The organism is Mesotoga sp. Brook.08.105.5.1, assembly GCF_002752635.1.
In the GTDB taxonomy this organism is placed as follows: domain Bacteria; phylum Thermotogota; class Thermotogae; order Petrotogales; family Kosmotogaceae; genus Mesotoga.
Genome location: NZ_AYTW01000005.1, coordinates 21,654 through 37,054 on the forward strand (window position 1 = coordinate 21,654; position 15,401 = coordinate 37,054).

Below are 15,401 nucleotides of genomic sequence, written 5' to 3' on the forward strand. Positions count from 1 at the left end.
TTGCAGTTTCTTTGCGACTTTCACATTCATAGCTGTCTCTCTCCATGTGCCGAAATTACAATGACGCCAGGCGAGATTGCAAAAGTATGTGTATCAAGAGGGATCGATTGGATTGCTATTACGGATCATAACAGTGCGGGTAACGTTAGAGTTTTCAGCAGTGTTCTTCAAGAAGTGGGGGTTTCCGTGATCCCCGGCATAGAAGTACACACACTTGAGGATGTTCACGTATTAGCGTATTTTCCAGATGTTTCGTCAGCAGAAGGGTATTCTGCATTTCTTAAGAGAGAGAAGCTTCCGATAGTTACGATAGACCCTGAGATATCTGGTTATCAGTTGTTGGTGGATGAGAATGATTCTTTTGTAGGTATGGAGGAAATCTGGCTTGGACAGCCAGCTTCTCTGAGCATTTCTGAGACTCTTAAGACTGTAGAAGAGAATGGTGGGATTTCGGTAATGGCTCATATTGATAGGAAAATGGGTCTCATTGTGCAGCTCGGACTTGTACCAGAAGAATGTATAGAAGTGCCCATGGAGATTTCTTTTGAAAGGACTCTGAAGCGGGGGCTGCAGACGAAAAACATTATACATTCAAGTGATGCACATAGTTTAGACCTGATCAAGCCCACAGTGGCAATTTCGGCCAGCACAAGAAGCTTCGAGGAGTTCAAAACTGCGATTTTTTCCTCAGGAAGGGCGTTGAGTATAATATGGGACTGAGAACAATCTGCGACCACATACTGGATATTGCTCAGAACTCAGTAGATTCTGGAACAAAAACAGCGAAGTTAACGATCGAAGAAAGGAAGGAAGAGACTCTCTTTTTCTCGGTTGTGGACTGGGGTAAGGGCATTAATGCTCAATCTTTGGAAGCAGTCATGGATCCTTTCTATACGGAAAAGAAAAAGAAAGTCAATTTCGGATTAGGCTTGCCGATGCTGAAGTTTGCAGCTGAATCTACGGGAGGCAACTTCGAAATTCGTTCAGAGCCTGGGATTGGTACAGAGGTTAGCGCACTGTTCATTCTTTCAAGTGTCGACTGTCAGCCTGTAGGTGATGTCCCATCGACTCTATTTGCTGTGATTACTATGAAAGACAATGTAGACTGGACAATAGAGAGAGTTCTAGATGAAGATGGTTATTCTTTCTCCTCGGCTCAATTCAGAGAAGTTCTGGGGAACGACTGTTTCGTTTTTCCAGTCAAAATGAAGATGATTCTTGAAATTCTTCAGGAGGCAGAAATTTCACTGGGAGGTTTATCGGATGTCCATTAGAAGATTATCGATTATTCTTAGTCTGCTTTTGCTATGTGGGTTTGGTTTGGCAAGCATCGTTCCGTCAAGGATCGCTGTTCTTGACAACAGAGTGATCTCAGACAACGAAGTTCTAGAGATTCTGAACATTCAGCGTGGAAAGGAAATAAGCGGTTCTGAACTAGAAGAGGCGATAGAGAGAGTGAAGAACAGTGGTTACTTTTCCGATGTGTATCACAGCTTTGATGAAGCATCCAGACTTCTGACAGTTCAGGTCAAAGAGTACCCTGTTGTAGAGGTTTCAGTTGTTTTCGACGGTCCGAAAATCGTTGAAACATCTCTACTCGAAGCTGCTTCAGTTATCAAGAGTGGCAAACCTATGAATCCTTCAAGGTTGATGTATGATATTCCCTTAACCCTAGAAGCAATAGAGAGCAAACTGGCTGAAAGCGGTTATATAGAACCGTTTGTACGGGTAGAGTGGGAGACCGATAAAGACAGAGCCGACGTTTTTTCAGGCAATGTTACTGATAAGGTGAAGGTCACTTTTACAGTTAAAATCTCTTTCCTGTGGGAGCTTTCGATCGATGCTCCAATATCGGATGAAGCTAAATCCTATCTCCTTAGTAGATTGGAGATAGATTATTTGAAAAAGTATTACGATACTTCGATCCTGATTAGATGGGTCAATTCTAAGAAAAAGTATGTTCCAAGAGTCGAAGACATTAACAGAGTCGTTCAGACGATTTACTCCACTTATTATGCTAATTCAAACGGACAGTGGGGATTCGATGACAGAACTTATCAGGCGATGATCGTGACACTGAATAACGCCCTGAAAAGCGTGAGACAGGTGACGCTTCCCGATGAAGTTAGGGAAAGCAGCGCATTATCAATGAGTATCACTTTCACGCCGATAGAGTATGTAAAATCGGGATTCGAATTAAGAAGTGTCTTTATTGAGGGGAACGTTAACTTGCAGAAAGGAGAAATCCTTAGACAGACCGGTCTTGCTGAAGGTCAGAAGGTTGACAATGAGATTGCGGCAAAGGCAATTCAGGCAGTTCAAGACTTATATACCGATAGGGGTTATCCCTTTATGAGAATTGAGCCGGTAATTGATGAAAAAATCGGCTTCTTCAGTCTGAAGATAACTGAGCCCTTAGTGAGAGACGTAACAGTTGAATTTGATGGTCCAAAGAAGACTCAGGATTATCTCATCAATGACAAAATCGTCATTGAGAAGGGTAAGGTTTTGTCCTTGGATGAGCTTAGAAACACATATGCCTTCTTAAACAACACAGGTTACTTCTCGAAAGTGGATATTGCTCCTGTTCCTGTAGGTAGCGATGCATTGGATGTGAAGATCACGCTTACGGAAACCGATAAAAACAACAGGATTGGTGGCGGCGGAGGATGGCAGAATGGTCTGAATCTTTATCTTGATCTGGGACTGCTCAATGTGTGGGGTTATGGTCAGAATATCTCAACTACGCTCAGTGTTACCCTTCCAATGCCCAACAACAAAGAAGTTGTTTTGACTGAAGGAGCCACGGAAACAACAACGAGAAGACCGGCCTTTGATGCCACTATAGGCTATTCGATTCCCAAGATCGGTGGTTCCAGGCTTGATTTGGACACGGCCTTCAGACTGAAATTTACTGGATTTACGACAACAATCGATTCCACCGATACCATAGTAACCAAAGCTTCTCAGGATACAGAGTTCATGCTCTCATTTACTCCAAGTTACAAGCTGTCACCCGGACAAAAAATTGGGTTTACTGCGGGGTATGAGTATATTATGTCAGAGAGCAAGGTTTCTACAGAGACTAAGCCTGCGACTGGCGACGATACTGGGAGCGTCTCCGAAAGCTTTGACGGGCTGTTTACTGGGATAAGTTATCAGCTCTCTACCCGAGATGACATCCTAAGGCCGACAATGGGAAGTGAGTATCTTGCCGGCCTCACTGCTAGAGGTATCCTTGGGAAGGACGACAAACTGTTCCTTTCGGGATATGCAGAGTACAAGAATTTCATGTCAATAGGAGATCCAGTTCTTGGCTTCAGGATAAGAACGCAGCAGCTTTTCCCGCTCTCTTCTAACGGTGTCTTCAGAAACTATCTGTTTAGCCCGGACTCTCTCATTAGGGTAAGGGGTTCTCAGAGTATCGGTCAGAATTCCTACGGTGTAACTGTCGGTTCTGCCCAGCTGAGATATCCGTTGACACCGGAAACATCGTCAATACCTGTTGACATAGTTGGGTTCGGTGACTTGCTTTTCTATCGGAACAGTTCGGGCGGGGACATAATCGGAGGAAACTTTCTTGCTGATTTTGGTCTTTGCATAGATATATCAATTCCAATGATTGGGTTGGTTCGTCTTGGTTACGGATACAACACGAGCCTTGCTGAACAGAATTCCATGTATGGCAAGCCGTATTATGGAACTCCCTTCTTTGGTTTTGGGCCTGCATTCTAAGAAGATAAAGAAAGCGCGGCTTAGTCGCGCTTTCTTTATTGGTGAGTTGAGTTAAACTACTGCAGTCAAAAAGTTAAGCACAGATTCTGAGTTCGCAACAGGGTTGTAGCCACCCTCCTGTACAATAAGCTTTTGAACATCAACTTCCTGTATGAGTTTCCCCATCATTGAGAAGTCCTCATTGTTCAGGCTGAAATGGCCTATCCCGTCGTTTTTGTGGCTGTCAATTCCAAGAGAAATTATAAGCAAGTCAGGGGAAAAATCATCGATTTCCTGAAGTGCTTTCGAAAGAGTTCGCATGTATTCAGGTCCCTCTGTGCCACCCGGAAGAGGGAAATTCATGTTGAAACCTTCGCCCGAATCGGAACCAATCTCCCAAGAGTTGCCGCTTATCCAGGGGTAGAATATCTTTGGATCGCCATGAATGGAGACATAGAATACCGTGTCGTCGTAGTAGAAGATCTCCTGAGTTCCGTTTCCATGATGGAAATCGACGTCAAGAATTGCGACGAAGCCTCTAGTGTGTTTTTGGTAGTATCGCGCGGCAATTGCTGCATTGTTGAAGTAGCAGTATCCTCCACCAGTCGATATACCGGCATGATGTCCTGGGGGTCGGCAAAGAGCATAGGAAACACTTTCACTGTCGAGGATTGAATCGACGGCGTTTAAGGCTGTGGAAACGGCAGCAAGCCCTCCAACATAGCAACCCGAGGTGACCGGCGTGCCAGTATCGAAGAGTTTGTCATATCCAAAGACCTCGGGGAAGTACTCTCTGTCTCTTGATACTGAGAGACTCTTTTCTCTTAACCATTCAACGTACTCTGGTGTATGCACCTGATAAAGATGAGAACAGTGGTAATCTCTTGGTTCCCTAATACGAAAGCCCGCGGTCTCCAGCGTGCTGCGAATTGCCTCTATCCTTTCAGGTTTGTCCGGATTTTCGATCCAAAGGCCGTCTTCCAATTCTTTCATAGGTAGATGAAAGAGATGTCTTCTGTCATAGTAAGTTATCAATTTCCATTCACCCTGTCCCCGGAAGGTCCAGTCTCAAGCTTGTTCACTCTGACCTGGTGACGTCCACCCTCTTCAGATGAAGCGAGAAAAGCTTCCACTATCCAACCGGCTAGCTCGCTACCTATCAACCTTCCACCCAGCACGAGAACGTTAGCATGGTTGTGCCTTCTGGCAAGTGCGGCCATTTCCGGAAATAGGCAAAGAGCAGCGCGAACACCCCGATGCTTGTTTGCGGCAATCGACATGCCAATTCCAGTCCCACATAGTAAAACACCGAAGTCGGAGTCTCCGCTCGTTACCGACTTACATACCTTATCGGCATAGTCTGGATAATCAACAGATCGTTCACCAGATTCAGGACCGAAGTCGACCACTGAATGACCCTTTTCTCTGATGTAGTTTACAACGAAATCTTTGAGCTGATAGGCAGCGTGATCAGAAGCAACTGCGATTTTCATGTCCATACTCCTTAGAAATGGCTTTGCTATTTGTACCAGCGGAGTACACCGGAAAGCCGTCCCTGGATTTTCACCCTGTTTGCTTCAACGACAATTGGAAGCATCTCCGGGTTTGAAGGCACCAGCCTAATCTTAGGTCCCTCGTTCTCATATCTCTTAAGGGTAGCATACTCGTCGTCTATTAGGGCCACAACAATATCACCGTTATTAGCCCATTCCTGTTTTCTAATAATAACAAAGTCACCGCTCATGATATGAGAGTCAATCATGCTGTTCCCGGTTACTTTCAGCATGTAGTATTCAAAACCTCTTCTTATCATCCACAAAGGAACAGGAATCTTCTCTTCCTCAGTCTGGACAGCTTGGACAGCCTCACCCGCTGCTACGTTACCAATAACAGGGAGCATGACAACATCTTCGCCAGGTTCAAGCGATGAGCCGTCAGGACTCTTCAAGACTCTTATTCCGCGAGAAACGCCGGTTCTTTCAATGTAACCCTTCTTCTCAAGTGACTCAAGATGCTTTGCCACTCCCCTTGGAGAAGATATTTCAAAGTCTCTGCAGATATCTCTTATGCTAGGCGGGTAACCATAGAGCTTAATGAAATTCTCAATGTACTCCAGAATCTTCTTTTGTTTCTCGGTCAGAGTCAATTCATTACACCCCCTATTCTTGGCTGGGTTATTAATCAACGACAACTGCCATCGTAGCGACGGTATCGTTTTCTTTTAGGTCCACTATCCTAACTCCCTTGGTTATTCTTCCGGTCGGTCTAACTTGTGAGATAGGAATTCTTATTGACATGCCCAACTTGGTCGCAAGAATAATCTCGTCTTCGTCGGTCACGACGAGAGTTCCGACAACAGGACCGATCTTCTCGAGTCCGTAGATGTTCTTTACACCCATGCCTCCCCGATTCTGGCATCTATACTCGGAAATGCAGGTTCTCTTTCCTCCTCCCTTTTCTGTAGTTGTCAGGAGGAATCTTTTGTCGTCAGCAGAAACGATGCTGGCTCCAACGACCTCGTCATTCTTCTTCAGTCTTATGCCCATAACTCCTGCTGCTCCTCTTCCCATTGCACGTACCTGTACAAGCGGAAATCTAGTTACCATACCGTTCCTTGTTGAAATAATAATGGTATCATCTTCCCTTGATGCAAGTGAAGCATCTATCACCCTATCGTTCTCGTTCAAACCGATTGCCCTAATTCCGGATACCCTCACATTCAGGAAGGCCTCGAATACCGTCTTCTTGATCTTGCCAGATCTAGTGGTAATAACCAGATGCTTTCCTTGAACCTCTTCCTTTCTCGTTGAAAGGACTGCCTGTACGTTCTCATCGGGATCGATCTTGATGTAGTTGGCGAGAAGCTTTCCCTTTGAGTCTCTAGAAGAGTGATCGATGATGTGGTTGCTAAGTACGTATGCTTTTCCCTTTGATGTGATGATAACTGTCTTGCTAAGCCTGGTTGTTGTAAGAATGTTGACAACGAAATCCTCTTCGCCCGTTCTTACTCCGATGACGCCTTTGCCGCCACGCCCTTGCTTTCTGTAACTTTCAAGAGGTGTAGATTTTATGTACCCCTTCTTTGTTACCATCAAGACGATCTCTTCATCCGGAATCATGTCTTCGATGTCAAAATCCCTTCCATTGCCCAAATCAATCCTTGTGCGTCTAGCATCTCCGTACTTGGTCTTTATTTCATCGAGCTCCTTAACAATGATCTCATAGACCTTTTCATCACTTCCTAGAATCAATCTGTACTCGTTGATCTTGGCTACCAAATCCCTGTACTCACTGAGAAGCTTCTCGATTTCCATTCCTGTAAGCTTGCCCATTCGCATGTCTAGAATCGCGGCGCTTTGCTCCTCAGTTACTTCAAGTGTTTCCATCAGATTCCTGGATGCCTCTTCCGTATTAGCCGAATTCCTTATTATGTCTACAACTGTATCAATAGATCTTGTCGCCTTCGTCAGCCCCTCGACAATGTGAGCTCTTCTGGATGCTTGCTCAAGATCGTATTCAGTCTTTGCTCTAATTACATTGAACCGGTGAAAAAGAAAGCCCTGAAGTATTTGCTTAAGATTCATTACTCTTGGGCGCTTCTTCTCGTCGATAACCAGCATGTTCACGCTAAAGGTTGTTTGAAGCTGTGTATGCTTGAAAAGAAGATTAAGGACTACGTTAGGATCGGCACCGCGTTTCAGTTCAATAACTACCCTGAGCCCTTTTTGATCGGACTCATCCCTTATGTTTCTTATCTGAAGGTCGCGGTGGTTCTGAGTTGCGCTAACTATCTGCTGAATTAGATCTGCCTTCGATATGTTGTAAGGTATCTCATGGACAACTATTTGAGGACTTCCACCTGACTCTTCAATCTCGGCAATAGCTCTAATGGTGATTCTTCCTTTCCCTTCCTCATATATTGAAGGGATGGATCCTGCATCCATTATCATTCCGCCAGTAGGAAAATCCGGTCCCTTCACGAATTTCAAGAGATCGGAAACCGTACAATCTGGATCCTTGATCAGCAGATTTAGGGAATCAACTATTTCGATTAGGTTGTGTGGTGGTATGCTCGTCATCATTCCCACGGCAATTCCAGAAGTGCCATTCAGGAGTAGGTTTGGGATTTTAGTAGGAAGCACATCAGGTTCTGAAAGAGACCCATCAAAATTCGGCATCATCGGTACGGTGCTCTTATCGATGTCCTGAAGCAATTCTTCTGCAAGAGTCTGCATTCGTGCTTCGGTATACCTCATGGCAGCGGGAGGATCTCTATCGACTGATCCGAAGTTGCCCTGCCCTTCGACAAGAGGATAACGCATAGAGAATGGTTGAGCCATTCTCACTAGAGCGTCGTAAATGGCAGCATCGCCGTGGGGATGGAACTTTCCCATGACTTCTCCGACTATACGGGCGCTTTTCTTGAAACTTTGATTATGACGAAGACCCAATTCCGACATCCCGAAAAGAATCCTTCTCTGAACAGGTTTCAGACCATCGCGCAGATCCGGGATCGCTCTCCCTACTATAACGCTCATAGAGTAGAGCATGTATGAATTAATCAGTTCATCATCAATATTCTTGTGGATAATTTCTTCAGGCAAAGACGTATTCCTCCTCTACTTGTCACGAAACTTTGGCGCCTGGAAGCAGATCCTTATGAACAGTTAGCAGTGAAAGCGCATTTCCTATCTTTGCGGCAAGAAGCATCCCGTTTGACTCAATCCCCATCAGTTTTGCAGGTTGAAGATTAGCGACCACCACCACCTTCAGACCGACCAATTCTTCCGGGCTGTAGAATTGAGCGATTCCAGCTACGACCTGCCGCTTGCCAAGTTCACCTAGATCGAGCTGCAACTTGACAAGTTTCTTGGATTTCGGAACGTTCTCCGCCTCAATTACAGCCGCCACCCTAAGTTCAACCCTGGTGAATTCGTCGATTGCTATCAGAACGTTATTTTCTGTTTCAGGCTTAGTATCCTGACCGTTCAAGTCTGTCACCTTCTTATGTTTTTCTATGTCAATTCTCGGAAAAATCGGTTCACCGTGACTGACTCTACTTCCAAAAAGCGGATCGGCCCAGTCAAGGTCTTGAAGAGTCATTCTCGACTCAATACCTAATCGCTTTCGAATCTCCTTTGCAGTATTGAACATAACCGGTTCAATCATTAACGACACATTTCCAAGAACACAGACAAGATTGTGCAGGACAGTGTCTAGTCTCGTTTTCTTTTCGTTGTCTTTCCCGAGCTTCCATGGCTCAGTCAGATCGATGTATTTGTTACCATATCTTATGAGTTCCCAGACGCTTTCAAGTGCCTGTGTGAACCTGAGTCTATCCATTGAGTCCACATATGTGGAAAAGGTGCTTTCCAAAAGCTCTTTAAGGGACTCATCAACCATCTCTTCTACGCCTCTTTCAGGAACAACTCCGTCATTGAACTTCTGAATCATCACGACTGTTCTATGCAGAAGATTACCCAGATCGTTTGCAAGATCTGCGTTGATTCTGCCAATAAGGTTGTCTTCGGAAAAGTCGCCATCGCGACCAAACTGGATATCCCTTAGGAGGTAGTATCTCAGAGCGTCGTTACCGTAAACCTTGACAAAGCTCATCGGACTTATCGCGTTTCCCAATGACTTGGAGATCTTCTGACCATTAATTGTTAGCCATCCGTGGGCATAAACCTGCTTAGGCAAAGAGATTCCAGCAGACATAAGCATAGCTGGCCAAATAATTGAGTGAAAACGATTTATCTCCTTTCCAATCAGATGCACATCGGCGGGCCAATACCGTTCAAAGGAGTCGTGATCATTCGGGAACCCGATTGCACTCAAGTAGTTTATCAGCGCGTCCACCCAAACATAAATCACGTGTTCTGGATCGTCAGGCATCGGTACCCCCCAATTGAAAGACGTTCTCGTTATACTTAAATCCTTCAGCCCGGATTCGAGAATTTTCAGCATTTCATTTCTTCTAAAATACGGTTGGACAAATTCAGGGTTCTCTTTGTAGAGTTTGAGAAGAGGATCATTGTACTTAGAAAGTCTAAAAAAGTAGTTCTCTTCACTCACCCATTTCACTTCGCGACCACATTCTGGGCAAGTCTTTCCTTCCTTCAGATCTTCCTCATTCCAGAAAGTTTCATCTGGTATGCAGTACCACCCTTCATATCTTCCCTTATATATATCACCGTTTTCCTTTAGTCGTGAAACGAATTCCTGCACGGCTCTCATGTGATTCTCATCAGTAGTTCTCACGAACCCATCGTTCGTCAATTCAAGATCTTTCCAGAGCTTTATAAATTTGGCGGCCATTATATTGCAGTATTCCTGAGCATTGATATTTCTCGTTAGCGCTTCATTCAAGACCTTTTGACCGTGCTCATCGGTGCCAGTGAGGAAGAATACTTCATAGCCGGAGAGTCTCCTATATCTGGCAATTACATCTGCAATTATTGTAGTATAGGCAGAGCCAATGTGAGGCTCACTATTTATGTAGTATATTGGCGTGGTAACATAGAACTTCTTCAAAGGACACCTCCAGAAGTATTATATCATTTACCTAGCTAAATGTATACCAGGGAAAATCACTCAAAGCGTTTCGAAGAGCGAGATTAAGCTTTGTATCTGATCAACGGTTTTCTCTGGAAGATTGGGCGTCTTCTCAATCAGATCCCTATTTAGATTGACCACTCTTTCGTAAATATTTTTCAGATTTTGCTCGAAGTTACTTAATTCTTCTCCAGAAAGATTTGATCTGCCCCACTGTACTGCGAATTGCAGTGTTTCGTCTGGAGTTGCCGGTCCCATGTTCTCACAGGCCCATACGTGTTTCCGGACAACCTCAAGTATCTTCAGTTTCTGTGCATCTATAGAATCAACAATCGAGGGTATTGAGTTCAAGTATTCAATGTAGATGTCCTCCCAGTCCGGGTATCTGTTCCATGTGCCGGGAAGAAGAGTGATCGCAAGATCAAACCAGTAAGTTGCTCGAATACCACTTTCGTATACCAGATCTATGATTATCTGCCTGAACTCTCCGCTTTCTCCGAAGGCAGAGACCACAGTGCTTTCTCTAGAATTGATGAAGTTGAAGTACTTCTTGAGTTCGCTATTCAAGCTTGTGTATAGGCGGCCAAGAATCCTTGGCGTCTGGCGCTCGCTGAACAGTATAACAGATGATTCATAGTAGTCGGCAGCATCGAGTATCATCTGAATCTGTGTAATGAAGTAAAGCTGTAAGCCCGACACAAGTTCAGGATTGTCGAAAACCGAAGCGTGCTTCTGGAAGAACTCAGCGAACGGAAGAGTTCTAATGCTTGTTCTATGAACCGGAATTATTTCGGGATCTCCCTTGAACTCAAGTATTATGTCAGAGGAATACTCATCCTTCCCTGTTAGAATCGATTTCATGAGCTCCGGGTTGTCTCTCACTGTCTCAAGTCGCTGTGCCTTTGTCCCCAGGCCTGCAATATACCATAAGGGTTTGCCAAATACGGGATACAGTCTATTTGAAAGTTTGAAATCGTCTAATGCCTTATCATAGAACTCCCCCGCCTTGGAAATATAGAAGTTGTACTGGTTTATTCGATTGTTTATCTCATCCAATAGTTTTCTGATCTCGCTCTGTCTCTCTTTTTCAGCTAGCTCAAGAAGATCGATTTGATTGGCGCCAGGATACTTCGATCGGATCTCGCTTCCCTTCACATTCATATAACTCGCGACATCTTGCAGGTGAGCGTAGTTGCCAGAGAAAGTGCTGATCTCATTCTTGATTTGCTGAAGAGCACTTAGATTGATGTTCTGTGCTTGATTATAGTAAGCAAGATAATACTGCTGGTTAGTTTGTCCAATCCTGAAGAAGCCCTCTCCAAGAAACGCCGACGTCTTCAGGAAGATCAGTACGGCGGCTATAGCGAACAAGGCCACCACAGCAGGAACTCTTGGAAGCTTTCTTTCCTTAAGATCTGGATTGAAGTACTTTCCAACGGCGATAGATCCCAAAAAGATGGCCAGCATAAGATTTGGCTGCATATGGAGAGGAAATTCAAAGAAACTGTGAACTGCCAGGGAAAATATTCCCGCTCCCAGGGAGCCATAAAGCAGCAGATCCCTCTTATTGTCTATTCTGAACAAGTTTTTTACGTACCTGAAGACCAGTAGGCCGACCATCAATACAATGAAGAGGAGGCCGATGATTCCCATCTCTCCCAGACCCTGGATGTAGTCGTTGTGAGTCCTCTTGAAATTATTCCATACAGGCATGAAGTCAGGACTATGGTTAAGTACCTGAGGACTGTATAAGAGATGATACAGCTGAAACGTTCCGATTCCACTCCCGAAAGGGATTCTCAGCTTATTGTTATCATCGAGCCACTGGAAAAGCGAGTTGTACCATGCTGAGAACCTCTCTTTCCACGATCCAGAGGAAGTTAATACATATTCAAGTCTGGCAGTGATATTGATTTTTCCGTCGCCGGTCAGGGGAGATGGTGTGAGATAAAGATATGACAATACGGCTATGATTACTAGAGCCAAGAGAAGAAAGATGAGTGAGAGTCTTTTCAACTTCTTCTCTTCAGAGGTTTCCAGAGCTTCTGGCTTCTTTCCTTTCCTCAAGAAGAAGTACAATAGCAAGAATAGTAGATTGCCTATGAATATCGCAGTTATTACCGTTCTTGTCTGTGATACAAATACAGAGGCTACCATCGGAATCAAGAATACCAGCATGATTATCTTAAGGATAAGTTGACTTCTTGCACTCTTGAACAGAATCCCGAGTGGTCTTCTGGAGATCAGGAAATAGAAGATCATAGGAATTGTCATGCCCATGTAATCAGAGACGAAATTCGGGTTTCCAATAGTCGATCTAGCGGAGGCTCTTGCAAAAGGTTCTCCGACCTTGCCTAGAAAAATGTCAAATCCCAGGTAGAAGTTAAGGAGTGCATCAGCTGCGACAACGGCTGCTCCAATCAAGAAGAACAGCATAATTACTTCAATCTTCTCGACGGAGTCCCATTTGCTGGAAATATAGATCGCGGTGAAGGAAAGGAACACAACATAAAGAGCAATCTCCAAAGAGTACCTGAAGTACTGAGGATTGTCCATCGAAACCACAATCAACGAGAGTAAGGCAGCGATTCCGATTCCGAAAAAGGCCAGATGTACGTACCCAAATCGCATCAAAACCTCTCTCTTCCTAATAAACACAGAAAGGAAGATTACTGTGAATCCGACAACGTAGAAGAGATGTTTTCCGGTTGAAGGCTCGTGTGTGAATCCCTTGGTGACAAACAAAGGAATAAACAGAGTCAGAATCAGATAAACAATGGTTTCGAAGTCTATTAGTTGTTTCTTCTCCGTCATTGAGACCACCTCGAAAAATGAGATTAGAATTCTACAAAGAGATACCTTCTCAATATGTTGTCTTCATAGCTTGCCAAAAAGCAACGTTATTGCCTGAAACTTCTACTTGCTGGTTCTCTTCCTTCTCTTTTTTCTTTTTCCTTCTTCGTTGTAATAGTAATAGTAGTGGTAGTAATAGCTTGAATTCTTCTCATCTACTCCATTGACTATTACTCCAAGAATCTTCACTCCCACGGTCTTGAGATTCTCCACAACTATTCTCAAGCCATCCTTTATTGCCCTTCCGGGCCTAACAACTAGCACGATTCCGTCTAACTTGTTTCCCACCAAAGAAACGTCTGAAGTGACAACCGCCGGTGGCATATCTATCAGAACTCTGTCATATCTCTGCTTCAGTTCAGAAAGGAGAGTGTCGATCCTTTTCGACGAAAGGACTATTGTGGGATTTGGGGGAATGATTCCCACTCCTATGAAATCCATGTTTTCAGCGTAGTTCTCGACAACGTCATCAATTGAGGCAGTTCCCATTATCACATCCACCGCGCCCTTGGTTCTCTTGCCAGCTTTGAGTATCTTTTCGACCCTGGGGCGACGCAGATCAAGGTCCAGGAGGACTACTCTTTGACCGCTGTTTGCCATTGAATAGGCGATATTTGCAATTACGAAACTCTTTCCCTCAGTAGGGAGAACCGATGTAACTGCCACCGTCTTTCCCTCGCCCATCGTGAAAGAGAGATTGCTTGCTGCAAGCTTTATCGATTCTGAAGAAGGTGCCGTTGGGTTTTTCTCTACATACATTTCTTCGCTTGTTCCTTCGATACTCGGAATTCTTCCGATTATCGGCTGCCTACTGAAACGTTCTATCTCTTCCTCTGTCTTGAGAGTTTTGTCGAGGTACTCGGCAAGAAAGACCATTAGCATTCCAAGAAAGATCCCCAAAACGCCTCCAATGGCCAGAGATAGTTTCTTGTTGGGTTTCACCGGCGACTGAGGCACGGTCGCGGGGTCGACAATTGCAGCGTTTCCAACTACGGCAGCTTCACTGATCTTTGCCTCCTCAAGTCTCTCCAGAAGCAAGGTGTAGAGGCTCTCTTTAACTGCTATCTGCCTCTCAAGATCGAGCAGCTGTTGCTCCTTTGCCGGCAGGTTTCTCAGTTCAGATTGATACTGGTCCCTCAAAAGACCCACTGCCTGAATCGAAGCTTGAAGGATTTGAAATCCTGCTTCTGAACTGATGACGCCAGTTATTATCTGCTGGTACGCAGGATTCAAGGTCATGCCCTGGCCTGAGACTATGAACTCGTTTTGAATCTGTTCTGCTATCAAACTCTCAGTCTTCGAAATCTCTGTGATTTTCGATCTCACTCTAGGGTCAGTTTTTGGATACTGCTCCTCCAGCGAAGCAAGCTCAACTTGAAGAGTTGCAAGGCTCTGTCTTAGACTGGTAAGCACGGGGTTTACGGAAAAACTCTCAGATGTCTGAACCCAAAGTGCCTTTATGCTCTTTGAATCAATGCTGTCAAAATCGTCGAGCATACTCTGGTAAGTTTCGATTTCAGCTTTCTTCTCTTCAGCGGAGATCATCAGTTCGTTGTGCTGCTTGTCATAGTTGCTGAGCATTTGGAATAGTTGATCGGCATGCTTGTCGAGTACGTAGATGCCTGTTTCTTCTTTGAACTGCTTTATCTTATCGGTAGCCTCGTTCAGATCGCTCTCCAGAAGTGGGATCTGTGCCTCAATGAATTCACGTTTTCTTGTCAGGTCTCTTTTTGACAATTCTGCCAGTTTGGTATTGTAAACCTCGGCTAGAGTATTGGCGATATCCCTCGCAAGAACGGGGTCCTTGTTCTGAACTGAGACTCTGACAATCCTGGTATCCTTAACAGGTGAGACAGTTATCATTGATGAAATACTTCGCGTGAGTGAAGCTACTAGATCACGGTCCGAATAACCTTCCGATAGTAGCCGAGCCTTCGTATCTTCTGAATATACTCTGTCGACCAACCCGAGCACTTCGATTATCTCTTCGATGTTCGTCCTGCTCTTAATAAGTTCAACCTCGGTTGAGATATTCGATCCCGAGCTCCCTGTAAGGGAACTACTAAAGAGATCCCCCACAGATGATTGAGAGGTTGGATCGACTTTGATGGTGACGCTGGCTTCATAAATTGGCGTAGCGAAAATGAGATAAACGCCTGTGACAACAACTACCGCAAGTACAATAGAAATGAAGAGAACCATTCGCTTCTTAAACATTCTAAAAATGTCTTCAAGAGTTAGTTCCCTATAATCGCTGCCCTCGAACTCGCTCACGAAAG

General features: G+C 44.6%; 10 protein-coding genes. 3 read left to right on the top strand and 7 right to left on the bottom strand.

The window, feature by feature from the left end:
* The 3 genes from V512_RS01855 to V512_RS01865 are packed head-to-tail and all read left to right on the top strand — an operon-like array spanning position 1 to position 3,735.
* Positions 1 to 720: a PHP domain-containing protein gene (locus V512_RS01855; RefSeq protein WP_099828767.1), complete on the top strand. Its 720-nt coding sequence runs from the start codon at positions 1 to 3 to the stop codon at positions 718 to 720.
* Positions 711 to 1,274 carry an ATP-binding protein gene (locus V512_RS01860; protein ID WP_099828768.1) on the top strand — a complete coding sequence of 188 codons (564 nt, stop codon included), beginning with the start codon at positions 711 to 713 and terminating at the stop codon, positions 1,272 to 1,274. The genes V512_RS01855 and V512_RS01860 overlap by 10 nt, the downstream gene beginning before the upstream one ends.
* Positions 1,264 to 3,735: a POTRA domain-containing protein gene (locus tag V512_RS01865; RefSeq protein ID WP_099828769.1), complete on the top strand. Its 2,472-nt coding sequence runs from the start codon at positions 1,264 to 1,266 to the stop codon at positions 3,733 to 3,735. The genes V512_RS01860 and V512_RS01865 overlap by 11 nt, the downstream gene beginning before the upstream one ends.
* A gap of 51 nt (positions 3,736 to 3,786) precedes the next feature.
* Here the strand turns inward: V512_RS01865 and V512_RS01870 are convergent, their stop codons facing one another.
* From V512_RS01870 to V512_RS01900, 7 genes are all read right to left on the bottom strand, one after another.
* Complete coding sequence (locus V512_RS01870; RefSeq protein ID WP_099828770.1) at positions 3,787 to 4,749, bottom strand: histone deacetylase family protein; 963 nt, start codon at positions 4,747 to 4,749, stop codon at positions 3,787 to 3,789.
* Positions 4,746 to 5,207 (bottom strand): ribose 5-phosphate isomerase B, encoded by a 462-nt coding sequence (rpiB, locus tag V512_RS01875; protein ID WP_099828771.1) that lies wholly within the window; start codon positions 5,205 to 5,207, stop codon positions 4,746 to 4,748. The genes V512_RS01870 and rpiB overlap by 4 nt, the downstream gene beginning before the upstream one ends.
* A gap of 26 nt (positions 5,208 to 5,233) precedes the next feature.
* Complete coding sequence (gene lexA / locus V512_RS01880) at positions 5,234 to 5,860, bottom strand: transcriptional repressor LexA (protein ID WP_099828772.1); 627 nt, start codon at positions 5,858 to 5,860, stop codon at positions 5,234 to 5,236.
* Between the two features lie 31 nt (positions 5,861 to 5,891).
* Positions 5,892 to 8,318 (bottom strand): DNA gyrase subunit A, encoded by a 2,427-nt coding sequence (gene gyrA / locus V512_RS01885; RefSeq protein ID WP_099828773.1) that lies wholly within the window; start codon positions 8,316 to 8,318, stop codon positions 5,892 to 5,894.
* 22 nt (positions 8,319 to 8,340) lie between these two features.
* Positions 8,341 to 10,248 (bottom strand): methionine--tRNA ligase, encoded by a 1,908-nt coding sequence (gene metG, locus V512_RS01890; RefSeq protein WP_099828774.1) that lies wholly within the window; start codon positions 10,246 to 10,248, stop codon positions 8,341 to 8,343.
* A 60-nt stretch (positions 10,249 to 10,308) separates the two neighbouring features.
* A complete protein-coding gene (locus tag V512_RS01895) occupies positions 10,309 to 13,083 on the bottom strand; it encodes an O-antigen ligase family protein (protein WP_099828775.1) in 2,775 nt (924 codons plus the stop codon).
* A gap of 102 nt (positions 13,084 to 13,185) precedes the next feature.
* Positions 13,186 to 15,396 (bottom strand): polysaccharide biosynthesis tyrosine autokinase, encoded by a 2,211-nt coding sequence (locus tag V512_RS01900; protein WP_099828776.1) that lies wholly within the window; start codon positions 15,394 to 15,396, stop codon positions 13,186 to 13,188.
* Positions 15,397 to 15,401: the final 5 nt, after the last annotated feature.